The sequence below is a fragment of the Streptomyces chumphonensis genome, from assembly GCF_014779715.1.
GTDB lineage: Bacteria > Actinomycetota > Actinomycetes > Streptomycetales > Streptomycetaceae > Streptomyces > Streptomyces chumphonensis.
Window position 1 is genome coordinate 252,233 of record NZ_JACXYU010000006.1, and the last position, 26,781, is coordinate 279,013.

At 72.5% G+C, this 26,781-nt stretch carries 20 protein-coding genes and 1 pseudogene; 11 read left to right on the top strand and 10 right to left on the bottom strand.

All coding sequences use genetic code 11. The features are described from left to right. Positions 1–12 precede the first annotated feature (12 nt). From IF129_RS14630 to IF129_RS14670, 9 genes are all read left to right on the top strand, one after another. Positions 13–1,506: an AMP-binding protein gene (locus IF129_RS14630; RefSeq protein ID WP_191210073.1), complete on the top strand. Its 1,494-nt coding sequence runs from the start codon at positions 13–15 to the stop codon at positions 1,504–1,506. Positions 1,507–1,590: 84 nt separating this feature from the next. After that, positions 1,591–3,180 (top strand): class I adenylate-forming enzyme family protein, encoded by a 1,590-nt coding sequence (locus IF129_RS14635; protein ID WP_191210074.1) that lies wholly within the window; start codon positions 1,591–1,593, stop codon positions 3,178–3,180. A gap of 37 nt (positions 3,181–3,217) precedes the next feature. Next, positions 3,218–4,459 (top strand): FAD-dependent oxidoreductase, encoded by a 1,242-nt coding sequence (locus IF129_RS14640; protein ID WP_191210075.1) that lies wholly within the window; start codon positions 3,218–3,220, stop codon positions 4,457–4,459. Further along, positions 4,460–5,302 carry an aminotransferase class IV gene (locus IF129_RS14645; RefSeq protein ID WP_318153745.1) on the top strand — a complete coding sequence of 281 codons (843 nt, stop codon included), beginning with the start codon at positions 4,460–4,462 and terminating at the stop codon, positions 5,300–5,302. It abuts the gene before it with no gap. Further along, positions 5,299–6,828, top strand: coding sequence for an FAD-binding oxidoreductase (locus tag IF129_RS14650; protein ID WP_191210076.1), 1,530 nt, complete (start codon positions 5,299–5,301; stop codon positions 6,826–6,828). The genes IF129_RS14645 and IF129_RS14650 overlap by 4 nt, the downstream gene beginning before the upstream one ends. 11 nt (positions 6,829–6,839) lie before the next feature. Beyond that, positions 6,840–8,942, top strand: a complete 2,103-nt coding sequence (locus IF129_RS14655; RefSeq protein WP_318153746.1) for a molybdopterin oxidoreductase family protein — start codon at positions 6,840–6,842, stop codon at positions 8,940–8,942. Then, positions 8,939–10,336, top strand: a complete 1,398-nt coding sequence (locus IF129_RS14660; RefSeq protein ID WP_191210077.1) for an FAD-dependent oxidoreductase — start codon at positions 8,939–8,941, stop codon at positions 10,334–10,336. Before IF129_RS14655 ends, IF129_RS14660 begins: the two co-directional genes overlap by 4 nt. A 376-nt stretch (positions 10,337–10,712) precedes the next feature. Further along, the gene (locus IF129_RS14665) at positions 10,713–11,984 is read left to right on the top strand and encodes a Glu/Leu/Phe/Val dehydrogenase (protein WP_191210078.1); all 1,272 of its coding nucleotides are present in this window, start codon (positions 10,713–10,715) and stop codon (positions 11,982–11,984) included. Between the two features lie 98 nt (positions 11,985–12,082). Next, positions 12,083–13,750: a serine/threonine-protein kinase gene (locus IF129_RS14670; protein WP_191210079.1), complete on the top strand. Its 1,668-nt coding sequence runs from the start codon at positions 12,083–12,085 to the stop codon at positions 13,748–13,750. A 21-nt stretch (positions 13,751–13,771) separates the two neighbouring features. Here the strand turns inward: IF129_RS14670 and IF129_RS14675 are convergent, their stop codons facing one another. Together IF129_RS14675 and IF129_RS14680 are read right to left on the bottom strand one after the other, a co-directional pair. Continuing rightward, positions 13,772–15,658, bottom strand: coding sequence for an ATP-binding cassette domain-containing protein (locus IF129_RS14675; RefSeq protein ID WP_191210080.1), 1,887 nt, complete (start codon positions 15,656–15,658; stop codon positions 13,772–13,774). Positions 15,659–15,905: 247 nt separating this feature from the next. Beyond that, complete coding sequence (locus IF129_RS14680) at positions 15,906–16,694, bottom strand: MBL fold metallo-hydrolase (RefSeq protein ID WP_191210081.1); 789 nt, start codon at positions 16,692–16,694, stop codon at positions 15,906–15,908. 93 nt (positions 16,695–16,787) lie between these two features. Here IF129_RS14680 and IF129_RS14685 point away from each other — a divergent pair, with 93 nt between their 5' ends. Continuing rightward, a complete protein-coding gene (locus IF129_RS14685) occupies positions 16,788–17,396 on the top strand; it encodes a CGNR zinc finger domain-containing protein (protein WP_191210082.1) in 609 nt (202 codons plus the stop codon). A 593-nt stretch (positions 17,397–17,989) separates the two neighbouring features. On the opposite strand, the gene IF129_RS14690 is transcribed toward IF129_RS14685, so the two are convergent. The 5 genes from IF129_RS14690 to IF129_RS14710 form a co-directional block, all read right to left on the bottom strand. After that, on the bottom strand, positions 17,990–18,370 hold the full coding sequence (locus IF129_RS14690) for a hypothetical protein (protein WP_191210083.1): 381 nt from the start codon (positions 18,368–18,370) through the stop codon (positions 17,990–17,992). Positions 18,371–18,655: 285 nt separating this feature from the next. Continuing rightward, entirely contained in the window at positions 18,656–18,871 is a 216-nt protein-coding gene (locus IF129_RS14695; protein WP_191210084.1) for a hypothetical protein, read from the bottom strand. 302 nt (positions 18,872–19,173) lie between these two features. Beyond that, positions 19,174–22,539 (bottom strand): RHS repeat-associated core domain-containing protein, encoded by a 3,366-nt coding sequence (locus IF129_RS14700; protein ID WP_191210085.1) that lies wholly within the window; start codon positions 22,537–22,539, stop codon positions 19,174–19,176. A gap of 359 nt (positions 22,540–22,898) precedes the next feature. Then, positions 22,899–23,126: a hypothetical protein gene (locus IF129_RS14705; RefSeq protein ID WP_191210086.1), complete on the bottom strand. Its 228-nt coding sequence runs from the start codon at positions 23,124–23,126 to the stop codon at positions 22,899–22,901. Further along, entirely contained in the window at positions 23,123–23,377 is a 255-nt protein-coding gene (locus IF129_RS14710) for a hypothetical protein (RefSeq protein WP_191210087.1), read from the bottom strand. Before IF129_RS14710 ends, IF129_RS14705 begins: the two co-directional genes overlap by 4 nt. Before the next feature lie 484 nt (positions 23,378–23,861). Here IF129_RS14710 and IF129_RS14715 point away from each other — a divergent pair, with 484 nt between their 5' ends. Next, positions 23,862–25,028, top strand: coding sequence for an RCC1 domain-containing protein (locus IF129_RS14715; RefSeq protein ID WP_191210088.1), 1,167 nt, complete (start codon positions 23,862–23,864; stop codon positions 25,026–25,028). Positions 25,029–25,123: 95 nt separating this feature from the next. Here the strand turns inward: IF129_RS14715 and IF129_RS27090 are convergent, their stop codons facing one another. The 3 genes and pseudogenes from IF129_RS27090 to IF129_RS26755 all read right to left on the bottom strand — a co-directional run. Next, entirely contained in the window at positions 25,124–25,294 is a 171-nt protein-coding gene (locus IF129_RS27090) for a His/Gly/Thr/Pro-type tRNA ligase C-terminal domain-containing protein (RefSeq protein ID WP_345602004.1), read from the bottom strand. 27 nt (positions 25,295–25,321) lie between these two features. Beyond that, positions 25,322–25,654, bottom strand: a complete 333-nt coding sequence (locus IF129_RS26750) for an ATP phosphoribosyltransferase regulatory subunit (protein ID WP_263576228.1) — start codon at positions 25,652–25,654, stop codon at positions 25,322–25,324. A gap of 89 nt (positions 25,655–25,743) precedes the next feature. After that, positions 25,744–26,703: pseudogene (locus IF129_RS26755) on the bottom strand (ATP phosphoribosyltransferase regulatory subunit); the annotation flags it as partial. Positions 26,704–26,781 lie beyond the last annotated feature (78 nt).

A 26,781-nucleotide genomic window follows, 5' to 3' on the forward strand; every position in this document is an offset into this window, starting at 1 on the left:
AGGAGCCGAAGGATGAACGCGACGACCGCGGGCAACGCGGCGGCAGCGCTGGCCGACCTCTGCACGCGCGAGCGGTGGGACGGACGTCCGGCGTTCCACGAGGACGACGTGAGCGTCACCCACGGGGAGGTCCACGCGCTCGCGGCGCGGACGGCCACCGTCCTCGCCGAGCGGGGCGTGCGCCAGTGGAGCCGGGTGTGCCTGGCCCTGACCGACGGCATCGCCTGGGTCGCCGCGTTCCTGGCCACGGCGCGGCTCGGCGCCGTCGCCGTCGTCACCAACCCGGCGCTGACGGCGGCCGACCACGCCCACCTCGTCCGCGACAGCGGGCCCGTGCTCGTCGTGACGCGTGAGGAGACCGCCGACCACTTCCCCGGCGTGCCCCACCTCACCCCCGAGGCGCTGCTGGAGGCCGCCGAGGGCGGGGAACCCGCCCCGGCGGCCCCGGTCGGCGGCGACCACCCCCTCTACCTCCAGTACACCTCCGGCACCACCGGCTCCCCCAAGGGCGTGCTGCACCGGCACCGGGACCTGGAGCGCTACCACAGCGGCGCCGGGGCCCAGGTGCTGGAGATCGGCCCCGACGACGTCCTGCTGTCGGTGTCCAAGCTCTTCTTCGCCTACGGTCTCGGCAACGCCCTCGCCTTCCCGCTCTGTTCGGGCGGCGCGGCCGTCCTGGAGCCGGGCCCGCCCAAGCCGGCCCGGATCGCCGAACTCGTGGCCCGCCACGGCGTCACCTACCTCTTCGCCGTGCCCTCGGCCTACGCCAACCTCCTCGCGGAAACGTCCCCCGACGCCTTCCGCACCGTCCGCGCGGCCGTGTCGGCGGGCGAGCGCCTCACACCCGAACTCGGCGAACGGGTGACGGAGTTCCTCGGGGCGCCCGTCTACGACCAGCTCGGCTCCACCGAGGCCGGACACGCGATCGCCACCAACGGGCCGGCCGCGCACACCCCCGGCACGGTCGGCCGCCCGGTACCCGGCTTCGCCGCCGAGATCCGCGACAAGCACGGCAAGCCCGTCCAGGACGGGGAGGCGGGCGAGCTGTGGGTGAGCGGGCCGACCGTGACGCCCGGCTACCACGGGCTGCCGGAGGTCACCCGGGCGACCATCGTCGACGGCTGGCTCAACACCCGCGACCGCGCCGTCCGGAACCCCGACGGCACCCTCGTCCACCTGGGCCGCACCGACGACCTGGAGATGATCGGCGGCATCACCGTCTCGCCGGTGGAGATCGAACGCCTCCTGGCCCGGCACCCCGCCGTGCTGGACGTGGCGGTCGCCGGGGTCCCCGACGACCGGGGCGCCACCAAGCTGCGGGCCTTCGTCGTCCTGCGCCCCGGCACGGCCGACCCGCAGGAGGAGGTCGCCGCCGCACTGCTCGCCACGGCCCGCGCGGAACTGGCGGCCTTCAAGGTGCCGCGCGGCGTGGAGGTGGTGAGCGCCCTGCCGCGCACCGCCACCGGGAAGATCCAGCGCTACCTGCTGCGCGGCGGCAGTTGGTGACGTCCCGGCCCCGCGTCCGGCCACCCGGAGCCCCGTCCGTACCCGTTCCCCCCGCCCCCGCGCCAGAGAAGAAAGCAGCCTGAGATGTTCCTCGATCGTCTGCCGGAATCCGCCTTCTACGTCGGCCTCATGTGGGAGAAGGCGGCCCGGAAGTTCCCCGCCGCGCCCGTGACCCTGGACGAGCCGCTGGCGACCCTGCCCACGCTCGGCACCCACTTCACGTACGCGTCGGTCGCGGACGTCGTCGCCGACCTCTCCGCACGGCTGTGGCGGATGGGCGTGCGGCCCAGCGAACGCGTCGCCGTGCACAAGAGCGACAACTTCGACATATCCCTGCTGGCCAGCGCCGTGTCCCGGATCGGCGGCGTCCCCGTGATGATCTCGGCCGCCCTCCCGGGCGAGATCGTCGGCAAGCTGCTGGAGCGGCTGGACCAGCCGTGGCTGATCACCGACGCCGCGAAGCTGGCCGGGCCGCTCGACGGCGTCCCGGTGCGCGAGTTGACCCACGAGACGCTGCTGGCCGGCACCGACGAGCACGACGGGCTGCGGCTGATCGCCGCCGTCGAGGACGCCCCCCGGCGCTCCCCGGTGACCATGCACCCCACGCACCCGACGCTCATCACCCACACCTCCGGGACGACCGGCGTCTCCAAGCTGATGGTGCACAACGCCCGGGGGCTGTTCCACCGGCTGCTGCCGCAGCAGATCATGGCCTGGCCCGTGCGCCGCAAGGAGACGGTCGCGCTGTGCATGTCCTTCGTGCACTCGCGCTTCTTCCACTCCCTCGGGGTGTTCCTGAACTACGGCAACCCGCTCGTCGTCCTCCACGACCCGGACCCCGACAAGATCGCTCCCACGTTCGTGCGGCACCGGCCCGGACTGGTGGAGACCCACCCCAACAACTTCATCCAGTGGGAGGAGCTGGCGACCGCGGCGGGCTCGCCCCTCGCCAGCGTCCGCTACTACAGCAGCACCTTCGACGCCATCCACCCGCGCACCATCCAGCGGCTGCTGGCCGCCTCCCGGCGCCGCCGCCCCATGCTCGTCCAGCTCTACGGGCAGAGCGAGACCGGCCCGATCTCCGGCGCCGTCTACACCGAGAAGGGCGCCAGCCGCATGGACGGCCGGGACGTCGGCTACGTCCTGCCCGGCTTCATCCGGGTGCGCGTCGTGGACGACGCGGGCCGCCCGGTGCCCAAGGGAACCGCGGGCCATCTCGAACTGCGCGGCCGCAGCACCGTGATGACCTACCTCGGCGAGCACGAGCGCTACCTGCGGAACAAGAACGACGGCTGGTGGCGGCTGGGCGACATGGGCCACCTCGGCCGCTTCGGCAAGCTCCACCTCATCGACCGGGAGATCGACCGCATCGACGACATCGACAGCAACCTCGAGGTCGAGGACGTGCTGATGTCGCGGCTGCCCGAACTCCTCGAAGCGATCATCGTGATCGGGACCGACGGCGAGCCCGTCCCCGTCATCTGCACGCGCCGGGACGCCCCCCTGGACACCGACCGCTGGGCGAAGGCCACCGCCGACCTGCCGGCGCTCGCGCCCCCGCTGCACTGGCCCTTCAGCGAGGTGCCGCGCACCTCCACCTGGAAGGTCCGGCGGGTGGAGATCACCCAGATGCTGCGCGAGAACCGCGTGCCCGTCCTGAACGCCGACGACTGACGCGCCCCGCCGCGACGGAAGACCGAGGGGAACACCCATGACCGAAGACCAGCCGACGCAGGACGTGCTTCCGGTGCTGGTGATCGGCGCCGGCCCGGTGGGGCTGACCGCCGCACTGGCCCTGCGCAGCCACGGACTGCCCGTCACCCTGCTGGAGGCCGAGCCGGAGGACCGGGTCCGGCCCGGCAGCCGCGCGCTGTTCGTCCACCGCGAGTCGCTGCGGCTGCTGGGCCGCATCAGCCCCGGCCTGGACGAGACGCTGGTCAGCCACGGCGTCGTGTGGCCGACCCGCCGCACGGTCTACCGGGGCCGCGAGGTGTTCGCCCGGACCTACCCGGCCCGCGCCGCCGGCGCGGGCACCCCCGGCGCCGCGCCGCCCTTCACCAGCCTGCGGCAGGTCGAGACCGAGCGGCACCTGCTCGCGGCCTGTCACCGGGCGGGGGTGCGCTTCCGGTGGGGCGCGCCGGTGCGGGACGTGCGCTCCTCCGCCGAGGGCGTGGAGGTGCACGCCGGGGAGGGCGTGTGGCACGGCCAGTACGTGATCGGCGCCGACGGCGCGCGCTCCACCGTGCGGCGCTCGCAGGACATCACCATGCGCGGCGACCGCTCCGTCGCCTTCCACGTCGTCGTCGACATCCAGGAGGACGAGGACGACCCGATGCCGCTGGAGCGGGTGTTCACCTACGAACACCCCGGCCTCGACGGGCGCAGCGTGATGCGGGTGCCCTTCGCCGGCGGGTTCCAGCTCGACGTCCAGTGCAAGGACGACGACACCCCCGAGGACTGGGCCGACGAGGAGGCCGTGCGCCGCTGGGTGCCGCGCGTGGTGCCCGCGAAGTACGCCGACCGCGTGCTGTGGGTCTCCAAGTACCACTTCCTCCACCTGGTCGCCGAGCGCTTCGCCGACCACCACCGGCGGGTGCTGCTCGTGGGGGAGGCGTCCCACCTCTTCCCGCCCTTCGGCGCGCGGGGCATGAACAGCGGCATCGCCGACTCCGTGGCCGCCGCCGAGAGCGTCGCCAAGGCGCTCGCCGCCCCGGACGACCGGGTGCGGGCGATCGACGAGTTCGCCGTGCTGCGCCGGGAGGCCGCCCTCTACAACAGCGATGCCGCCCGCACCGCACTCGACCACCTGCGGCCCAAGCGACGCATCACGCGGCTGCGGCAGGCGGCCGGCGCGGCCCTGTCCCCGGTCGTCCCCTCCTGCGGCGAGTGGCTGGAGAGGGCGCCCTACGGCCCGCGCGCCGGGGCCGCCACCAACACCAGCGGACGGTACTGAGTGGGGGACACCGCACCGACCCCCTGGTGGGTCTGGGACGACGCACGCGGCCTGGTGCCCGGGGAACCGGGCCCCGAGCCCGCCCTGCTGGCCGCCGACTCCTGGCTCGTGGACGACGGCCGGATGCGCGGCCGGTCGACGCACCGCGCCCGGTTCACCGGCGCCTGCCGCCAGGAGGGCGTCCCCGAGGAGGTCGCTGCCCGCTTCTGGGACGCGGCCCTGGCCGCCCTGCCCCGGCACGGCGCCTGGTTCCCCCGCACGGAGCTGCACCAGGGCGGCGTCCTCGGGCTCCGCGTGCGGCCCGCGCCACCCCTGAGGTCCGACATCCGCGTGCTGCTGCCGCCCCGTCCCGACGCCCGGCGCGCCCCGGCCCGCAAGGGCCCGGACCTGCCGGCCCTGGGTGAACTGCGGCGGGAGGCGCAGCGCGAGGGCGCCGACGACCTCCTGCTGGCGCTGCCCTCCGGCGTCCTCACCGAATCCACCACGGCCAGCCTGCTGTGGTGGGACGCTGGGACACTGTGCGCCGCCGACGCCGGGCGGCACCAACTGGGAGGCGTCACGCAGGCGTTGATCACCGGCCTCGCCACCGCCCGGGGCATCCCGGTGCGGACCGCCCCCGTCACGGCGGCGGAGCTGCCCGGGCACGAGGTCTGGCTGGTCAACGCCCTGCACGGCATCCGGCCGGTCTCCGCGTGGATCGGTACCGGAGTACGGGCGGCCGCCCCCGAACAGGCCGCCCGCTGGCGGGAGCTCCTGCGCACCCTGGAGGAGCCCCTGCCGCCCACCCGCCGGGACGCCGGACCGGCCGACCGGCCCGCTTTCGAAGGAAGGACCACCACATGATCAGCCGCAGGGCACTTCTGGGAGCAGGCGCGGGCCTCGCCGCGGCGGCGGGTCCGCTCGCGGCCGTCCCGAGCGCGACCGCCCAGCCGCGTCGCTCCTCGGTCCCCTGGCACCGCCTGGAGAGCTGGCTCACCGGGGACGTCGTGCTCCCCGGTCAGGCGCAGTACGACCCGGCGCGTAAGCTCGCCACCGCCATGTTCGACACCATCCACCCGCAGGCCGTCGTCCTCGCGGAGAGCCCCCGCGACGTCAGCCGCACGCTGCGCTTCGCCCAGCACCACGGGCTGCACACGGCCGTCCGCAGTGGCGGCCACAACTACGGGGGCTGGTCCACCAGCGAGGGCCTGGTCATCAACATGACCCGGATGAACGGCGTCCGGGCGTGCGGGCGCACGGCCAAGGTCGGCACCGGTGCGCAGGGCGTGGACATCGTCGAGCGACTCGCGCCGCACGGCGTCGCCGTGGCGGGCGGCTTCTGCCCGAGCGTGAGCCCCGGCGGGTTCATCACCGGCGGCGGCACGGGCTGGCAGTACCGCAAGTACGGGCCGGCCAGCGACCAGCTCGTCTCGGCGCGCGTCGTCCTGGCCGACGGACGGGTCGTGACGGCCTCCCGTGACTCCCACCCCGACCTGTACTGGGCGCTGCGCGGCGGCGGTGGCGGCAACTTCGGCGTCGTCACCCACTTCGAGGTCGAGGCCAACCCGATCACCCACGTCGGCCACTACGTCCTGACCTGGGACTGGGACGACGCCCCCGACGTCGTCCACGCCTACCTCCGCTGGGCCGAGCAGGCCTCCGGCGACCTGGCCTGCGGCGCCCTCCTGCGGCTGCCGGACGCCGCTCCGGGCAACCGGCCGACCGTCATCATCACCGGCGTCCACTTCGGCGGCGTCGCGAAGCTGGAGCGGGAGCTCGCCGAGCTGGTCTCGCTGGCGGGCACCTCCCCGGCGACCCGCGCGGTGGAGGAACTCTCCTACGAGCGGGCGATGATGCGGGTCTTCGGCTGCGAGGACCGCACCGTCGACGCCTGCCACCTCACCGGCAGCAACCCGGAGGCCGCGCTGCCGCGCCAGGCCTGGGTGAAGAACCGGGGCCGCATGTTCGACGCCAACCTCTCCCGGCAGGGCGTCACCGACCTGCTCACCGCGTACGAGGCGGAGCGCAGGGCGGGCCAGACGCGGATCGTCAGCCTCCTCGGGCTCGGCGCCCGCGCCAACCTGCCCGCGACCGGGGACACCGCCTGGGTCCACCGCGACGCGCTCTACAGCGCCACCTGCACCGTCTCGCTCGCCTCGGCCACGCCCCCCGCCGAGGAGCGGCAGGCCGCCCAGCACTGGCTCGACGGGATCTTCACCGCGATCGACCCGCACTCCAACGGGCGCTCCTACGTCAACTTCCCCGACACCGCGCTGGAGAACTGGGCGGAGGCCTACTACGGGTCCAACCTGCCGCGCCTGCGGCAGGTCAAGCGCTCCTACGACCCGCACGGCTTCTTCCGGTTCCCCCAGTCCGTCCCCCTGCCGTGACACGGGCCGGCGTGCGGGACGATCCCCCGGAACCGGCCGCTCCCGAGGCGGTCCCGACCCACTGCCCGTACTGCGCCCTGCAGTGCGGCATGTGGCTCGGCCAGGACGCCTCGGGGACCGTCCACGTCCGTCCGCGCGACCTCCCCCCGAACCGGGGCGGCCTGTGCGCGAAGGGCCGGACGGCGGCCGAACTCCTCTCCCCGGCGCACCGGCTCACCACCCCCCTGGTGCGCCGGGCGCCGGGCGCCCCGCTGGAGCCGGCCACCTGGGACGAGGCGCTGGCCCGCGTCGCGGAGCGGACCGTCGCCCTGCGCCGCGACGACGGGCCCGACGCCGTCGCCGTCTTCGGCGGCGGCGGCCTGACCAACGAGAAGGCCTACCTGCTCGGCAAGTTCGCCCGGACGGTCCTCGGCACCTCGCGGATCGACTACAACGGCCGCTTCTGCATGTCCTCCGCCGCGGCGGCCGGAACCCGCGCCTTCGGCCTCGACCGGGGCCTGCCCTTCCCGCTGGAGGACCTGGAAGGCGCCGGCGCCGTCCTGCTCGTCGGTGCCAACCCGGCCGAGACCATGCCGCCCTTCATGCGGCACCTGCACCGCCAGCGCGAGGCCGGGGGAGCCCTCGTCGTGGTGGACCCCCGTCGCACGGCCACCGCCGAGGAGGCCACCCTCCACCTGCGGCCCCGGGTCGGCACCGACCTCGCCCTGGCCTGCGGCCTGCTGCACCTCGCCGTGGCCGAGGGCCTCACGGACGACGCCTACATCGCGCGCCGCACGACCGGCTTCCACCAGGCGCGGGACAGCGTCGCGGAGTTCTGGCCCGAACGGGTCGAGCGGATCACCGGCGTGCCCGTGGCCGACCAGCGCCGGGCCGTGCGGCTGCTCGCGGCGGCCGAGCGCGCCCACGTCCTCACCGCGCGCGGAGCCGAGCAGCACAGCAAGGGCACCGACACCGTCACCGCCTTCATCAACCTCGCCCTCGCCCTCGGGCTCCCCGGCACGCCCGGCTCCGGCTACGGCTGCCTGACCGGGCAGGGCAACGGCCAGGGCGGGCGCGAGCACGGGCAGAAGGCCGACCAACTGCCCGGCTACCGGCGCCTCGACGACCCCGCCGCCCGCGCCCACGTCGCCGCCGTGTGGGGCGTGCCCGAGCACACCCTGCCCGCCCCCGGACCGAGCGCCTTCGAGCTCCTCGACTCCCTGGGCACGGAGGGCGGGCCGCGCGGCCTGCTCGTCCTCGGCAGCAACCCGGTGGTCTCCGCGCCGCACGCCGGACGCGTCACCGACCGCCTGCGCGCCCTCGACCTGCTGGTCGTCGCGGACGTCGTGCTCAGCGAGACGGCCCGACTCGCCGATGTCGTGCTGCCCGTCGCGCAGTGGGCCGAGGAGGACGGCACCATGACGAACCTGGAGGGCCGCGTCATCCGCAGGCGCCGCCTGCTGCCCCCACCACCGGGCGTCCGCACCGACCTGGAGGTGCTCGCCGCCCTCAGCCGGCTGCTCGGCCACGACCGGGGCTTCCCGAGCGACCCGCACGCCGTCTTCACCGAGTTGCGGGAGGCCAGCCGGGGCGGCCCGGCGGACTACTCGGGCATCAGCTACGAGCGGATCGACGCCGAGCACGGCGTCTTCTGGCCCTGCCCCTCGCAGGAGGACGGGGCGGGCACCCCGCGGATGTTCACCGACGCCTTCGCGCACGCCGACGGCCGGGCCCGCTTCGTGCCCGTCGAGGACCGTCCCCTCGCCGAGGAGCCCGACGACGCCTACCCCGTGCTGCTCACCACGGGGCGCTCGGCCGCCCACTACCAGTCGGGCGCGCAGACCCGCCGCGTCACCTCCCTCACCGCGCGCGAGCCCGAGGTCTACGCGGAGATCCACCCCGACCTCGCCGCCCGCCACGGGCTCACCGACGGCGGTCCCGTCCGCCTGGTCAGCCGCCGGGGCACCGTTCGGGCGGTCACCCGCGTCGTCCCGGCCGCGCCTCTGGACACCGTCTTCGTGCCCTTCCACTGGGGCGGGGAGGGACGCGTCAACTCCCTCACCCACGCCGCGCTCGACCCGGTCTCCCGCATGCCCGAGTTCAAGGCGTGCGCCGTCCGTCTGGAGCCGCTGTGAAGCACGTCGTGATCGTCGGCAACGGCATGGCCGGGCACCGGGTCGCCACGCGGGTGCACGCCGCGCGCCCCGAGTGGGACGTCACGGTGGTCGGGGCCGAGCCCCACGCCGCCTACAACCGCGTCCTGCTGACGAACCTCCTGGCCGGACGACCGGACGCCGAACGCCTCACCCTGCCCTGGCCCGACGGCCTCCCCGCCCCGCTGACCGGCCACCGCGCCACGGCCATCGACCGCGCCGCGCGCTCGGTCGTCCTCGCCGACGGCCGCGAGCTGCGCTGGGACCGCCTCGTGCTGGCGACCGGCGCGAACCCCGTCCTGCCCCCGGTCAAGGGGCTCGTCTCGGACGACGGCCACCTCCACCCGGACGCCGTCGCCTTCCGCACCCTGGACGACTGCCGCCGCATCGCGGACCTGGCCTCCCGGCGGCGGCGCGCCATCGTCCTCGGCGGCGGGCTGCTCGGCCTGGAGGCCGCCCGCGGGCTGGCCGCCCGGGGCCTGGAGGTACACGTCGTGCACGCCATGGGCCACCTCATGGAGCGCCAGCTCGACCCCGGCGCGGGCGCCGCGCTCGCCGGAGCCCTCGCCGAGCTCGGCGTCACCTGCTGGACGGGGGCCCAGGCCGCGCGCGTGCTCGGCGGCGGCCGGATGCGCGGCCTCGTCCTCGCCGACGGCCGGCACGTCCCCGGCGACTTCCTCGTCGTCTCCTGCGGCGCCCGCCCCGACACCCAGCTCGCGGCCGCCGCCGGCCTGACCACGGCGCGCGGCGTCGTCGTGGACGACCACCTGCGCACCAGTGCGCCGGACGTCTACGCCGTCGGCGACTGCGCCGAGCACCGGGGTGTCGCCCACGGCCTCGTGGAACCCGCCTGGGAACAGGCCCGCATCGCCGCCGAGGCCCTCACCGACGGCGACCCCGGCCCCGGTTACACCGGCTCCGCGCCCCTCACCCGGCTCAAGGCCGAGGGCCTCGACCTGGCCGCCATGGGTGACGTGGAGGCCGAGGAGGCGCACCCCGACGCCGAGGTCCTGCACTTCTCCCACTCGGGCCGACACGTCTACCAGCGGATCGTCGTGCGCGGAGAGCGCGTCGTCGGGGCCGTCCTGCTCGGCGACGCCGCACCGGCGGGCCCGCTCTCGCGTCTCTACCTGACCGGAGCCCGCATACCGCTGGACCGCCGGCTGCTCCTCTTCCCCGGCCTCGCCGCCGGAGCGCAGGACACCGAGCCGTCCGACGCGGTCGTCTGCCGGTGTGCCCACGTGACCGCCGAGGCCATCCGGCGCAGCCGGAGCGAAGGGGCCAGGGACACGGCCGACGTCGCCCGACGGACCCACGCGACCACCGGCTGCGGAGGCTGCCGCTCCGCCGTGGAACGCCTGCTCACCGAGGGCTGAACCGCCCCCGAAAGCCCGTCCCGACGCCCCGTCGGACGACCCCGGCGACCACCCCCGTACCCGTGTGGGGGAACGGGATCCGGGATGTCTTGACAACGCCCGAACCCCCAGCTCACAGTGGGCGTCACGGACCCCTGCGACGCCATCATCCGCGTTCCTCCGGTGTCCCGGCGCTACGTGTTATCGGTCGTGCGGACTCTTCCGCCCCCTCGGGCTCCTCAGCCTGCTCGTGAACGTTTTCGGCTCCCACGCGAGCCGACCTTCGTGACCCCGAAAGGAACCTCCTCGCTGTGCCCCCGGGCCGACGGCGTACGCGCCGACCGGGGCACCGGCGTCGATCTCGTGCTGCTCAGTGGCTGGAAAGGGTGAGTGCCCCGTGCTGGAAACCGTTGTCGAGACCCCTCTTCAGGCCCGCGATCAGCCGTATCTGGAGATCACCTGGCACGACCCGGAGACCACCGCCCGAGGCCACGTCGTGATCGACCGGCTGATCACCGGCATCGCCACCGGCGGGCTGCGCATGCGGCCGGGCTGCACCCGCGACGAGGTCGCGGCGCTCGCGCGGGAGATGACGCTGAAGATGGGCGTCTTCGACCTCCACGTCGGCGGCGCCAAGGGCGGCATCGACTTCGACCCCGCCGACCCGAGGGCCGAGTCCGTCCGGGAGCGCTTCCTGCAGGCCGTCCGGCCGCTCCTCGAACGCTTCTGGGTGACGGCGGGCGACCTCGGCACCCCGCAGGACCAGCTCGACCGGGCCTTCGTCCGCATCGGCCTGGGCGACACCTCCCTGCACGCCGCCATGGTCCGTGCCCCCGACGAGGCGGACGCGCGCTCCCGCGTCCGCCAGGCGTTCACCGCCCGCACCGACGGGCTGCTCCTGGGCGAACTCATCGGCGGCTACGGCGTCGCCGAGGCGGCGCTGGCTGCCCTGGAACAGCGGCGCGTCCCGGCCGCCTCCGCCCGCGCGGCCGTGCAGGGCTTCGGCGCCATGGGCGGCTCCACGGCCCTCTACCTCGCCCGCGCCGGGGTGACGGTCGTCGGAATCACCGACGCCCGCGGTCTCGTCCTCAACACCTCCCGCGGCCTGGACGTGGAGGCCCTGCTGGCCGCCCGCAGCCCGTCCGGCGTGATCGACCGGACGGTGCTTCGGGAGGACGACGTCGAGTGCCCCGGCGACGCGTGGCTGGGCCTGGACGTGGACGTGCTGGTCCCCGCCGCCGTGTCCTACACGATCACCGCCGACAACTGCGACCTCATCACGGCCCCGCTCGTCGTGGAGGCCGCCAACGTGCCGACCACCCCCGAGGCCGAGCAGCGCCTGCTGGGGCGCGGCGTGACCGTCGTCCCCGACTTCGTCGCCAACACCGGTGCCGCCGCCGGGGCCTGGTGGGTCATCCTGGGCGAGGTGATCAGCCCCTCCGGCGCCTGCAGCCGGCTGTCCGCGCAGATGCGCCCCCTCGTCCAGGGCCTCCTGGAACGCGCCGACGCCCTGGGCGTCCCCGTCCGGACCGAGGCGACCCACCTGGCCCACGAGAACGCCGGACGCCTCGTGCACGAGTACGGCGGAGCGGTCGCGTTCCGGGGCCTCTTCCCCGAGTTCGGGGAGGAGCGCCACATGGCCCACCAGGAAGCGGGCCCCGCCGCCTGACCACGCCGCCCGAGGCGGACGCCCGGCCCCGCACCGCCGCAACGGCGGGCGCGGGGCCGGGACCGCCGTGCTGAGGGCCCTCTCGTAGCATCCCTTCCATGACGCAGGGGGAGCCCGGCAGACGGGTCATCGACGGGCGCTTCGCACTGGAGGCACGCCTCGGGGGCGGCGGCATGGGCACGGTGTGGCGGGCACGCGACCTCGTGCTGGACCGGGCCGTGGCGCTGAAGGAGGTCCGGCCCTCCGACCCGGACCTCGCCGAGTACGACCCCGACGCGGCGGCGACGCTGCGCGCCCGAGTGCTGCGGGAGGCCCGGGCGCTGGCCCGCGTCGACCATCCGCACGTCGTCACCGTCCACCACGTCGTGGACGGCGCCGATCACCACTACCCCTGGCTCGTCCTGGAACTCGTCACCGGGGGCTCCCTGGCCGAGCGGCTGGCCCGCGGCCCGCTGACCCCCGACGCGGCGGCCCGCCTCGGCCGCGAGGTGCTCTCCGGACTGCGGGCCGCCCACGCGGCCGGCGTCCAGCACCGCGACGTCAAACCCGCCAACGTCCTCCTGCGGCCGGACGGGCGCGCCGTCCTGACCGACTTCGGCATCGCCGCCGTCCGCGAGGCGACGGCGCTCACCGCCACCGGCTCCGTCATCGGCACGCCCGACTACATGGCCCCCGAGCGCATCTCCGGCTCACCGGGCGGACCCGCCGCCGACCTGTGGTCGCTGGCGATGATGCTCTACGTCGCCGTGGAGGGCGCCCATCCGCTGCGCCGCTCCAGCACCCTCGCCACCCTGGCGGCCGTCCTGAACGAGGAACTGCCGCCGCCCGCCCAGGCCGGGCCGCTGACGCCCGCCCTGAACGCCGTCCTCCGCAGGGACCCGGCCGCGCGGCCCTCCGCCGCCGCGCTGGACGACCTCCTCGCGGCGGCCGAGCAGGCACGTCCGGGCCCGCCGCCCGTCCCCGCCCCGCCCGCCCCGGCCGCCCCGGCCGCCCCGGCCGCCCCGGCCGACGAGGACACCCCCACCTCCTACCCCCTCGCCCCACCGGCCTCCCCGCCGACCGCGCCTGTGCCGGTCGGCCGTGGCCGTGCCCGGCGTCTCGCGTGGAACATCGCCCTCCCCGCCGCCGCGCTGACCGGCGGCGTCCTGTGGGCCGTCGCGTCGTGGGGGGATGCCGGCAGCGGCGACCCGGCGGCCAGGGCGCCCGGCCCCTCCGCCGGGCCCCACACCCCCGCCTCCGGCACTCCGGAGCCGGGTGCGGGGACGGCCGAGCCCACCGGGACCGCCCGTCCGGCCCGGGATTCGGCGGCGGACCTCCTCACCCCGGACGGCGTCCGCACCGCCGTGGCCGCGCTCAAGGAGGCGACCGGCACCGACCGGATGAGCTCCTTCACCGTGTACGCCGAGCACGTCTCGGCGAACGTCATGGTCGACGGCAGCGACAGCCGCTACGACAGCTGGACCTACCGCACCGCCACCGGCGCGGAGAAGGGCATCATCCGCGGCTCGGTGAGCGCGACGGAGAGCCCCTTCAGCATCGACGACCTCGACTGGGACACCCTCCCCGCGCTGCTGAGGACGGCCGAGGACCGGCTGGGCGTCGAGGACGTCACCGTCCGCTACGCCACCGTGCGGGCCCCCGACCCGACGTTCGAGACCCCGTTGGGCCTCGCCGTCTACCTCACCAACGACTACCACGAGGTGGGCTACCTGGAGGCGGACCCGCAGGGCCGCGTCACCCGCGTGATGCCCAACGAGACCGACTGACGCCGCGGACCCGGGCGTCCGTCAGCGGTCCTGCGACAGGGCCAGCAACTCGGCGAACGTCCCGTCGGCACGGACGAGATCGTCGTAGTGCCCCTGCTCGGTGACGCGGCCGTGCTCCATCACGACGACGTGGTCCGCGAGCCGGGTGTTCTCCAGCCGGTGGGTGACCACGATGGTGACGCGGTCGGCGGCGACGGCCTTGATCCGCTCGAAGATCCGGTGCTCGCCGCGCGGGTCCATCTGGGAGGTGGGCTCGTCCAGGATCAGCAGTTCGGACCGCCGGTACAGCGCGCGGGCACAGGCGACGCGCTGCCACTGGCCCCCGGAGAACTCCGACCCGCCGAAGACGTCGCGGGCCAGGAGGGTGTCCAGGCCGGCCGGCAGCTCCTCGACGGCCTCGCGCAGCCCGGCCACGTCGACCGCCTCCCACACCGGCCCGTCGTCATGCGTCCGGGGCTGGCCGAGGGTGACGTTCTCCCGCACCCGCAGCGGCCACTGGGCGAAGATCTGCGGCACCAGGCCGGTGCGCGCCCACACCGTCCCCGGGTCGATGTCGGCGAGGTCGGTGCCGTTCCAGGTGACCCTGCCCCGGTCGGGCAGGTAGACCCCGGTGAGCAGCCGGGTCAGCGTCGACTTGCCCGAGCCGTTCGCCCCGACGATCGCGAGGATCTGTCCGCGCCTCAGGGTGAGGGAGACGCCGTCCACGGCCGGTCGGCTCCTACCGGGATAGCGGTAGACGACCTCCTCCACCCGGATCTCCTCCGCCGGGCCGGTGAGGGCGGCCCGGCCGCGTCGCGGGGCCCGTGCCACGGCGTCGTCGAGGAACGCCTGCATGTCGCTCAGGTACAGGCTGGTGTGGAAGACGGCCGCCCCGCTGACGACCACCCCGGAGAGCGCGGCCAGCGTGGTCTGCACGGCGATGACGGCGGTGGCGGCGACGGCCAGGTCGACTCGGCCCGTCACGGCCAGCCAGCCCAGCGCGCCCCACGCGGCGACGAGGAACACCCCGCCGGCCAGTGAGGACAGCAGCGCGATGCGCAAGGTCCGGGGCGTGCCGGCCAGCGTCCGCCGGTCGCAGCGGTCGGACAGGGACCGGTACCAGAACACCAGGTAGTCCGTCATCGAGTTGGCACGGACCTCGTCGGCGTACTTCGACGTGGTGGCCCACCAGCGCATCATGCCGCGCACGTTGCGGTCGGCGATGTTGGCGTAGTGGATCTCGTAGTCCACCCGCGCGGTCAGGACGGCGCCGGCACCGGCCGGGAGCACGGCCAGCAGGAGCAGCGGCAGCATCAGCACGTTGAGCACCGACAGGACCCCGGCCGCCGTGACCATGCGGATCAGCGCGGAGCTGAACCGCTGCGCGTCGGCCACCATGAACTGCGCGCGGATCACCCCCATCTCGGCGGCCTCCTGACGGTCCACGAACCCGTCCTCCGCGTAGGCGGCGGCCTCCACCCGGCACACCGCCTCGACCAGCGCGCTGTCCGTCTCGGTGACGAGCCGGGGCGTGATGCGCCGCTCGGCGTAGGTGGCCACCGCCCCCGCCCCCCGGCCCAGCGCGGCGGCGAGCGCCATTACCAGCAGCGCGGGTAGCGCCCCGTGCAGCCGCTCGGCTACCGGACCGGCCCCGAGCAGCGGCCCCATGGCGCGGGCGGTCGCGGTGAGCAGGACGGCCGCCGCGACGCCCGTCACGACCTGGCAGCCGAGCAGGATCTGCACGGCCCGTCGGTCCGTGCGCCACGCCAGCCGGCCGATCCGCCCCAGCACGGCAGGGATCTGCGCGCACATCCGCCGGAAGGAGACCTCGGCGAGCGGATTGACGGAGTACCGCCCGGTGTAGGTGATCTCCGCCGGGGGCGGCGGAGGCACGGCTTCCGGCTTCTCGTGCACAGCGGTCGAGGTCAACGTGGTCACCCCTGACGGTCGTCCAGCGCGGTCGAGGGGCCCAACGAGCCTGCCCGGGATGTCGAACTGATGTGTTTCGGTCAGCCTCCGAACCCCGAAACCCCACGCGTGTCGACTCCTGCACCCACCACCCACCCCACTCCCGCAACGCCCCCGCGTCGCCCTCCATGGCCGGAACGTACCTACTCGGCGCGGGCCACGTGTGCAGGCACCCTGCTCCCACGAGGGTCCCGGCGACGGTTGAGGGTCAGGCGTGCGCCCTCCAGTCCCGGTCCAGGCGTGCGGTGAGTCCGGCGGCGGCGAAGGCCGCCTCCAACTCGCCCCGGCCCTCGGTGAAATGGGCCCAACCGTCGTGGTGAACCGGGACGACACGGCGGGCGTCCAGAATCCGGGCGGCCTCGGCGGCCTGCGCGCTGTCCAGGACGAGCAGCCCGCCGCCGAAGAGCACGGGGAAGCGGGGGGCGCCGGCGAACAGGAGGGCGGTGTCCACCGGGGCGAAGCGCTCGGCGGTCTCCCTGACCGCGTCGAGGGAGGCGTTGTCACCGCTGACGTAGACCGTCGGCAGCCCCGCACCGGTCAGGACGAAGCCGACGACCTGCCCGGTGAAGGGCTCGACGTCCGCGCGCGGTCCGGGCCCGTGGACGGCGGGTACGGCGGTCACGCTGAGGGTGCCGCCGCCAGGCCGATCCAGTGCGACCGCCTCCCAGTCGGACAGGCCCCGGGCCCGCTCCCCGAGGCGTTCGCCGCCACCGGGCGTGGTCAGGGTGAGAGGGACATCGGCGAGCAGGGCCCGGCCGGAGGTGTCGAGGTTGTCGGCGTGCTCGTCGTGGGAGAGCAGGACCACGTCGATCGGGCCGAGATCGGCGGGGGTGGCGGTGGCGGGGGCCGTCTTGGTCAGGGTGGGCCCGGCCGAGGGGTACTCGCCGGGGCCGTCGAAGGTCGGGTCGGTCAGGAAGCGCAGGCCGCCGTACTCGAACAGGGCGGTCGGGCCCCCGAGCGTGCGGACCGGGAACTGATCGGCGTCGGGATGGGACATCACGTCTCCGTTTCTCACGAAAGAAGCGAGTGTTTAGCGTGATGTGAGGCTAAGCGGGTTTCACGGAAAAGCGCAAGCGCTACCATGAGAGGCATGGACGACGCCCCGGCTCCCGACCCGGCGCGGCCTCCGTTGCCGCCGGCGCCGGGTGCCGACCGTTACCGCTCCCTCGACTTCGCCGACACCGCCGCGACCCTGCCCGCCGAGCAGAGCTACGACCTGCTCGCCACCCCCGCGACCGCCATGCACTGGCTCGCCGCCCACGACCTGATCGCCCCCGACGTGCGGCTGTACGAGGTGTGCGCCCAGCGGTTGCGCACCCTGCGCACTCACGTACGCGCCCTGCTCGCCGCCCGCGCCGACGGCACCGTCCCGCCCGAGGAGTCCCTGCGCGCGGTGAACGAGGCCCTCACGGCCGTACCGACCGCACCTCTCCTCACCTGGGGCGAATCCCGGGGGCCGGGCCGCGTCCGGGCGCATCCGACCGACCGGGCCGTCAACCACGCCTTGGCGACCCTCGCATCCGACACCGCCGACCTGCTCACCGGCTCCGACGCCGACATCCTCGCCGTCTGCGGATCCGCCCCCTGCGACCGGTTCCTCCTGCGCACGCACGGCAGGCGCCACTGGTGCTCCACGCGCTGTGGCGACCGTGTCCGCGCCGCGCGCGCCTACGCCCGCCGCACCGCCACCCGGCCCTGACGCGCCCCGCCGCCCGACGGCGCCTCAGGTGTCGAGGTGCAGGCGGGTCGGTTCGGCCAGGGCGGCGCGGGCGCCGGTGAAGTCCGCGAGGCGGGCGGCGAGCGTGGCCACGGCCAGGCGTCGGGGGAGGGCCGCGGAGAACTTCAGCCCCGTGACGGCGCGGGGGTCGACGTCCGGCAGGACGAGGGGGGTGTCGGCGTCGACGGCGGCGCGGGCGGCCTGCCAGCGGGCGGCGGGCAGGGCATGTCTGGAACGAGTTCATCGTAGGAGCAGAGTGCGGTGGGTCGATGAGGTTTGTGGTATCCCGACCTCGGTCATCGGTGAAACGGGAGATTCCGGAGGTGCTACGGCCTTGAACGTGACGCGGAGGCGATAGCCCCTGAGACCAGTCCGGCCACGGGGAACACTGCCGCGCCTTGCCACACCTCCCAGTCGAAGACCCCGAGGCTTGTGGCAAGTCCACCCACCAGGGCAGTGCCCAGGCTGCAGAGCGCCACGGTGAGAATGCGTCGGTTTCTCATCGGTTCACGCCCTACTTGAGGAGTGCGCCGGTCGCACCGCCCGGCAGGCCACCCCAGACACCGTTCTCCCTCTCAGCGGGAACGCCCCGCGAGAGTAGCCCCGAGGCCGCCGCCGGCGGCGCCCCACAGGGTTCCGGTCACGACCGCGGCACCCACGCACCGATCCCGAACGTTCCCGCACAGAGCGCCGACAGCCGAGACGCCGAGGGCACCGGTGGCAGTGCCGACGACCACGCGGACAGCATCGGCGAAGCTGAAGAGTCCGGTGGCGTCCTGGTAGCCGGCGGCGAAGCGGTAGGACTGAGGCACTTCCTCGTCTGTTCGACTGGCGCGTAGCGTGCTGGTGGGGGTGTAGGCGTAAATGTTCTTCTTGTTGCCGTGTTCGTCGGTGAGGGCGATGACGGAGCCGAGGGCGTCAGTGAGGTAGTAGTACGCCGTGCCTCCGGTGGTCATGGAATTGAGCGTGCCCCCGGGTTCGCGGACGAATCCCATGTCCTGGCCTGCGGTGGTCTTGGCCGCGAGGCCCAACGGCCCGTTGTGGAACCACGTTTGGGAAGGCCCGCCGTTTCGCCGGCAACCTTCAACTCCTGGCCGCCCCCAACGGCGTTCCGCTGTGGATATCGGAAGTCGAACCGGGCTCGGTCCCGGACATCACGGCCATCCGCGTCCAGCGTCACGCCATGTCCTCGTCTGGACGATCCTTTCTGGCGACGTCTGCAGCGGTATCGGTGCGACTGCTCACATTTCGATAGCGCCGATCATGATGAGAATGCCAAAAGCTGAGAGGGAGATGCCGGAGGCCGTGAAAATCACCGTGGCGTAGAGTCGAGTGAATTTGCCACCCAGGCCGAATACAGTCCGATGTCCTGCCATGGACCCTTGCACCAATCGCTTTCGGTAGGCGACCATGGCCAAGCCGAAAACGGTCAAGAAGATTCCGAATAGTAATTCCATTATGGCCACTCCCGTTGATGTCACCGCTAAACTATCCCGGAAACCCCCAGGATGCCTAGCAGTGTCATTCCGATCCCCATGGTGAAAACCATGATGCGCCCGGCTTTCTCAAATCCGCGGCCGTCAGTGTGGAAGATCTTTTGCTGACTTTCAAGTGCGCCAAGTATGAACCGTTCTCGAAAAATTATGAGTGAGGTACCGAAAGCGATGAAAAATATGCTGAACGGTATACCCACGAAGCCTCCCTCTTTAGGATTTTACAACGTGATGGTGCCCCGCCTACGGGAGGCGGGGCACCATCACTACCACTGGTATTGCCAACCGGCCGAGCAAGTTGGAGAGCTGAAGTAGCCTATTCCTGTTGTGCCGACCCATTTGTCTGAGTAGTTGGCTTCTCCCATCAGTGGTCCGGCGCCGCAACCTCCATAGCCGGAATGCCCTTCGCTTGGATTCCCGCTAGATGCAGTTACGCCTCCTTCAACGCCTGGCCACCCCAGGCCCATGCGGAAGTAGGCTCCCGATTCGGAGCTGTCAGCATCCCAGTTGAAGCCTCCCCCGATGCAGTAGATGAAGCAAGCTTCGCCTCCCAGGCCGATGGACCACAGTCCGGTGGGGTCGATGCGGTTGGTGGGATCGCCTTCGGCGTAGAGGTATGGGTTGGATTCCTGGCCGCTCGGGTCGGGTTGGGTGAAGCGGCTGATCTGAGGGTCGTAATACCGGGCGCTGAGGTGGTAGAGGCCGGTGGTGTCCTGGTAGCCGGCGGCGTAGCGGTAGGGCTGGGAGACCTCCTCGCTCGTCTGGCTGGCGCGTAGCGTGCCGGTGGGGGTGTAGGCGTAGGTGTTCTTCTTGTTGCCGTGTTCGTCGGTCATGGCGATGACGGAGCCGAGGGCGTCAGTGAGGTAGTAGTACGCCGTGCCTCCGGTGGTCATGGAATTGAGCGTGCCCCCGGGTTCGCGGACGAATCCCATGTCCTGGCCTGCGGTGGTCTTGGCCGCGAGGCCCAACGGCCCGTTGTGGAACCAGGTGTTGCCCAGGCGGATGCGTTCGCTCTGGTCGGTGGAGGCGTACTGGGCGTCGAAGGTGGTTCCGTCGACCTCGACGGAGGTCATCTGGGAGTGGTCCGACCACTGCGCGTCGGTGCGGGCGGTGGCGTTGGTGAAGGCTCCGGCGAGTTCGTTGCCGCTTGGGTCGTAGGACCAGCCGGTGGTGTCGCCGTTCTTCGCGGTGAGTTGGGAGGCGTCGTTGTAGGTGTAGGTGGTGCTGGCCGGGCAGCCGGACGCCATGCCCTGGCTGGTGAGGTTGCCTGCGGGGTCCCAGCAGTACTGCCAGGTGGCGCCGCCGCCGGATTCGGTGGCGCGGGAGAGGCGTCCGGCGTCGGTGTAGGTGTAGGTGGTCGTGGTGTCGGTGGTGTGGTCGGTCCGGGTGCGGATCTTGGTGCCGTCGGCGGCCTGACCACCGGCGGTGTAGGTGTAGTCGTAGGAGAGCTCGGCGAGGGTTCCTTCGTGGGAGGTCGCTTTGATGCGGGTGGGGCGGCTGGAGGCGTCGAGGGTGACGTCCTGGACGGTGCCGCCCGGATAGGTGGTCTTCGTGCGGACGTCGTTGTTGTCGTACGCGTAGGTGGTTTTGCGGTCGGCCGGGTCCTTGAGCCATTCCAGGCGGCCTGCGGAGTCCCAGTGGTAGGTGGTGGTGCCGCCGGGGTCGGTGTAGGTGTTGACGTTGCCGTCGGGGGTGTAGGTCAGGACGGTCTGGGAGCCGTTCTGCAGGGTGCGGACGGTTTCGCGGGAGAGCGGGTCGAAGGCGTACTTCGTCACGCCGGTGCCGTCGGAGCGGATGGCCAGGTTGCCGTCGCCGTCGTAACCGTAGGTCACCGTGGTGGTGGCGGTGGAGACCTTGGTGACACGGTCGCGGTGGTCGTGGACGTAGACGCTCTCGATCCCGCGACCGTCGGTGACGGTCTTGGGGCGGCCGAGGTCGTCGTAGGTGTAGGTCGTAGCGCCCAGCGGGGAGGGCGGGATCACCTTCTTCAGGTTGCCCGTGGCGTCGTACTCGAACTCGGTGGTCTTGCCGTTGGCGTCCTTGGCTGTGCAGCGCTGGCCCTCGAAGCCGCCGCAGTGCGGGGTGTCGTCGTTGTAGGTGAACTCCCGCGTTCCGCCGCCGCTCCCGGACACGGCGACGGAGGTGGTGTTGCCCGCGCCGTCGTAGGCGTAGTCGGTCTTCTCGCCGTCGGGGGTCGTGAGGGTGCCGGGAAGGTCGGTGCCGGCGATGGTCTGGTAGCCGGTCAGCGCCGCCGTGGCGCCGGTGGGCAGTTCGGCGGAGGTGGGGTTGTTGCGGGCGTCCCAGCCGTAGGCGGTGACGTTACCGCCGCTGCCGCCGGTGCCCATGGCGTCGGTGGCGGTGGAGACGTTGTAGGTGCGCGAGCGGGAGTGGCCGAGCGGGTCGGTGACCTTCTCGACCTCACCGTCGGCGTTGTGCTCGTACTCCGTGGCGTGGCCGAGGGGGTCGGTGACGGTGGTGGTGCCCGCCTCGCCCGGCGCGGCGGCGGTGTAGTGGTAGGTGTACGTGGGTCCGGTGTGGCCGTCGCCGTCGAACTCGGTGGCGCGCAGCATCGAGGTGACGCGGTTGTGGGCGTCGTAAGTGAAGACGGTGACGCGGCCTTCGGGAGTGGTGATCTTCGTCAGGCGGCGGTCGTGGTCGTAGCCGAAGGTCGTCTTCTTGCCCTCGGTGTCGATGGTCTCGGCCAGGTCACCGGCCGCGTTGAGATTGAAGACGGCGGTGCGGTCGGTGTGGTCCTTCGCCTGCCACTGATCACCGGCCGTCTTGACCAGGTCCACCCACCGACCGGAGCGGGTCTCGGTGAGCTTGAAGCCCAGGTGCTCGGCGCCCTGGTCGTGCTGGTCGACGGTGATCCGGCCGCCGTTGCGCTCCTCCACCGACGTCAGGGTGCCGTGACTGTTGAAGTGGTCCTTCGCCCCGGTTCTGCGGTCGGTGAGGGTGTAGGAGCCGTCGCCCTCGCGGGTGAGGTCCTTGCTGGAGCCGTCCGGCGTGGTGAATGCGCTGCCGTCCTGGGTGAACCGCGCGGAGGCGCCGGTGGCGTCGTAGAGGACGACGGCGTCCTGCTGCACGAGCAGGTAGCGCTCGTACTCCTGCCACCAGCGCTGGGAGACCTTGCCCCACGGCGCGTCGAGGGAGTTGTAGGTGCGGGCCAGGCGCAGGCTCTGGCCGACCCCGGCGATGTCGAAGTCGGTCGCGGCCAGCATGAGGTTGCCGGTGGAGTAGTTGACGCGCGCCACCAGGGAGTCGGTGACGCGGATATCGGTGATCTCGTGCCACGGGACCTGGCCCTGACCCTCGGGCACGTAGCCCGTCGCGTCGGCCTCGGCATCGGCGCCGGGCACGGCGTCCGGACCCTGCGACTTCTCGCCATCCCTGCCCTCGGTGGCGCGCCGCTCTTGGGCGTCCCGCCAGTCGGACACCTCCTTCGACGGCGTCCGCTCGTCCAACGCCGCCGGCGGTTCGGTCTCCCCGACTTCCACCGGGGGCACCTTCGCGTCACCGCCCTTGCCCCACGCCGACTCCGGGCCCGGATCGGACAGGGCGACGGCCGGGATGGCACCGGCGGTGGTGGCCAACGCCGCGACGACCGCGACCAGGCCGGATCTCACTGACATGCGGGCACGCCGATATGGCGTGCCCGCAGCACGCTTGCGCAGCATCTTCCCCCCAGGAAGACCCCCAGGACGGCCCCAGTGGCCGCCACAGCACGCGCAAGGTGTCACGGCAGCCCCAGAAGTGGCCTGCCTGTGCCCCGGAACTCACCGGCCATACCGGCCAGTTCTTGCCAAGGTCGCCGGCCCGCCAGGATCGCTCAGTTGTCTGCCAGCAAGAGTTGACCAGTGGGAACACTGGGCATCGCGCCAGGGGAAGTTGGCGTGATCTTGTGCTCGGAGCAGGAGGTTCCGCGTCGAGCCTCGGCGACACGCGGAAGGGGCACGCGCCGCGCGTCGCCGACGGCAGCGACGTGGTGCGTTCAGCGGATTGGGCGGCGGCTGCGGGCGTTCAGCTCCGCCACGTGGGCGCGCAGTCGCTCGCCGGAGTCCAGCGGGACGAGGGCGTCGGGGGCCGCGTCCCACTCCAGCCCGCCGAGCAGCGGGCGAAGCTGCACGTACGGGCCCTCGTGCGCCATGACGACCCCGACGCGGTCGGATCCGGTGTCCCGCACCGCCGTGCCCACGGCGGGCAGCTCGGCCGCCGTCACCGCTCGGCGCCCCTGGCGATGACATCGGCCAGCAGGTGAGCGACGGGGGCCGAACAGACGCCGAGATGGATGAGCGCATACCGTGCCCCGCCCTCGGACTCGTCGGCCCATGGGGTACGGATCTCCATGGCCGGAAGCTGGATGCCGGCCCGCCGGAGGGCGTCCGCCAGCGCGTACTGGGCGGTCAGGGCCTCCTTGACCTTGGCCCGTCGGGCGGCGGTCTCGCTGTCGGGTCGTGGTGTCGTCGTCATGCCGTGCCTCTTCCTGTGTCTCGCCTGGTCTCACTGCCTCCCTGCGCCGGAGTCGCAGCAGGGAACACGCTGCGTAGTAGAGGCATGACGAGAATGCCGCCCGGGGGCGGCTGACGACGTGTCGGGTGACGTGACTACCCCAGGTCAGAGCGCTCGTTCCACACGTTCCACGCCAGGGACGCGGGGACGGCGGAAGCGAGCGGCCGGGCCCGGTCGGAGCGCCGAGTTGTCGCGGATCGGAGTCAGTGACGGGCGCGCCCCCGCCTGCGCCGGTGACTTCCGGGGCGTGCGCCGGGCTTTCGAAGACGGCGTGTCACGTGCGACACGCCCGGTCTGCCCACCACTTCGGGTGAACGCACCCGCCATCTGGGGCAGCGACGATTCACCAAGGGCAGATACTCCCGGCGACAGCTATTTCACTGTGGGTGATTGGTCTGGGCGGCTTTGCTGCCCTGCCCGCGCCACCTGATCGCTAAGGACCGAGATGGACGCACTTCAACACGGCCGGAGCCGCAGGTCTCCCGCCCTTGCGGGGCTGCTGACGCTGCTGGCGATTCTCGCGGCGTGGGCCCTGCCCTCCGTCGCGACCGCCCAGGAGGGCCGGCTCAAGGGCTGGGGAGCCAACGAGAGCTACCAGTTGGGCGGCGTCGTCACCAGCGCCAAGTACAAGCCCGTGACCGTCCCCGGGCTCACCGGCGCCGACATCGAGAGCATCGCAGCCGGCGCCAGCCACAGCCTCGCACTACTCTCCAACGGAACTGTGGAGAGCTGGGGCCTCAACACCAGCGGTCAGCTCGGCATCGGCACCGCCACCAACCAGGACCAGGCGTCCACCGTCACCGGGCTGCGCGGCGTCGTCGCCATCGCGGCGGGCTCCAACCACAGTCTGGCTCTGCTCGCCGACGGCACCGTGCGTGCCTGGGGCCTCAACTCCAGTGGTCAGCTCGGCGACAACAGCCTTGCGAACCGCACCACCCCGGTCACCGTCGCCGGTCTCACCAACGTCGAAGCCATCGCCGCCGGAGGCGCCCACAGCCTGGCCGTCCTCGCCGACGGCACCGTCAAGACCTGGGGCCTCAACGGCAACGGCCAGCTCGGCGACAACAGCGTCGCCACCCGCACCACCCCGGTCACCGTGACCGGCCTCGCCAACGTCCGCAGTGTCGCGGGCGGCAATGTCCACAGCCTCGCCCGGCTCGCCGACGGCACGGTCTGGGCCTGGGGCCGCGGCTCCGAGGGGCAGCTCGGCGACAACTCCTCCACGCAGCGCCTCACGCCGGTCAAGGTCGACGAGATCACCACCGCCCGCGAGATCAGCGCCGGTGTCCACCACAGCGTCGCCCGGCTCGCGGACGGCACGGTCAAGACCTGGGGCTACAACGCCCAGGGGCAGCAAGGCGACGGTACCCTCACCAACCGCCCCGCCCCCATCACCCTCGACGGCGCCACCAACATCCGCGCCATCTCCGCCGGTCACTACCACACCCTTGTCCTCGATCGTGACGGCAAGGTCAGTGCCGTGGGCTACAACAACAACGGACAGATCGGTGACGGCACCGCCGTCAACCGCACGACCCTCTCCGCACCCGTCAACAGCCTCAGCAGCATCTCGCTGATCGCCGCAGGGGGAGCGTTCAGCCTCGCCGGATAGCGGCACAAGACACCGCGTAGCACCGGGTCGGCGGCCGGATGTGCCGACCGCCGACCCGGTCACCGTCTGCGCCCTGCCCGTTGGACGGGAACACTTCAGCGGAGGTCTGCCCCAAGGTGTTCCTGGTCGGGGCGGAGTCCGGACTCCTCAAGTGCTTCGCACAGGTACGAGGCGGCCTCGGCGAGAGGTACCCGAGCCTGCTCACCCGAGTGCATGTTCCTGACGGTGACCTCTCCTGCGGTTCGCTCGTCCGGGCCGTACAACACCGCGATGCGGGCCTTCTGGTCGGCGGCCTACTTGAGTTGTCTGCCGAGCTTCGTGGAAGCACCCAGGTAGGTGCCCACACGCTTCCCCTTGCTGCGGAGCTCGGCAGCAAGGCGCATCACGTCGTCCTCGCCACCGATCACCGTCAAGGCGACATCGAGGCCCCGTGGTTCGGTGAGCTGCGAGCCCTGGATCGCCAGGATGCGTTCGATGCCGATGGAACCACCGCAGGCGGGAACATCGGGGCCGCCCAGCGTCGCCACGAGATGGTCGTATCGGCCGCCGGCGGCGATCGAACCGGGGAATCCGGCGGCCACCACCTCGTAGATCGCGCCCGTGTAGTAGTCGAGACCGCGCACCATACGATGCGCTCGCGAGCGAGTCCGGCACTGGTCGTGAGGCGGATGAGTGTGTCGATCTCGGCCAAGCCGGCCTTGCCCTGCTCGGTTGCCTCCAGGCGCTCCCGGACGCGGTTCGGGCTGTCGGCGGCCACGTCCGCGACCAGCGACTCGGCGACGTCCGGGGAGATGCCCCGCTCGCTCGCCAGCTCCTTCGCGACGGCATCGGCGCTGATCTTGTCGAGCTTGTCGAGCGTGCCCAGGACGCCGGGGCCGTTGTCCGGAGCGATGCCGTAGACGTCCAGCAGGGCGTAGAGAGCCTTCCGGGAGTTCACCATGACGGTGAACTCGCGCACGCCGAGGGCGTCGAGGCATTGCGCGAGAGCGAGAACGACCTCAGCGTCGGCAAGCGGGGAGTGGGACCCGACCGTGTCGATGTCGCATTGCACGAACTCACGGAAGCGCCCTTCCTGCGGCCGGTCCGCCCGCCACACCGGACCGATCGCGTAACGCTTTTAGGGACTGGGCAACTTGCCGCCGTGACTACCGATGACTCGCGCCAGCGGCACCGTGTGGTCGTAGCGCAGAGCCAGATCGGGCTGCCCGGATGCTTCATGCACGCCGCGCTTGAGGATCTTGAAGACGAGTTTTGACGCTTCTTCTCCGTATTTCCCGGTGATCACGTCCACATTCTCGAAAGCCGGGGTTTCCAGGGGGTCGAACCCGAAGCTCTCGAAGATTTCGGCCAACGTGTCGAACGCGGCCTTTCGGCGGCGTACCTCATCGGCCAAGAGGTCCCGGGTACCCGACGGTGCCTGCGCGGCTTGCCCCATGCTCGTGCTTCTCCAGGTGTAGGCGTTGTCAAGTCGACCAAGCTCCGGCCGCACAAGGGTGCTTTGAGTCAGCCTTGTCAGCGAGGCCATGAGGGCGGCCTCAAGAACCTCGCAGCATGTCTTGCGTCGAGTGTGTGCCGGACAGGGCTTTCGTCGGCTCACAAGAAGGTTGCCGCCACAGGCCAGAGTTCTTGTTCCACACGTTCCACGAGCCGACCTGTCGCCACGACGGAAGCGCATACCCCGCGGGTGGAGTCGTCAGGGACGTCAACGGTTCGCCGGGGCCTATGGAGACCGCACGGGCGGAAGGCATCGGTC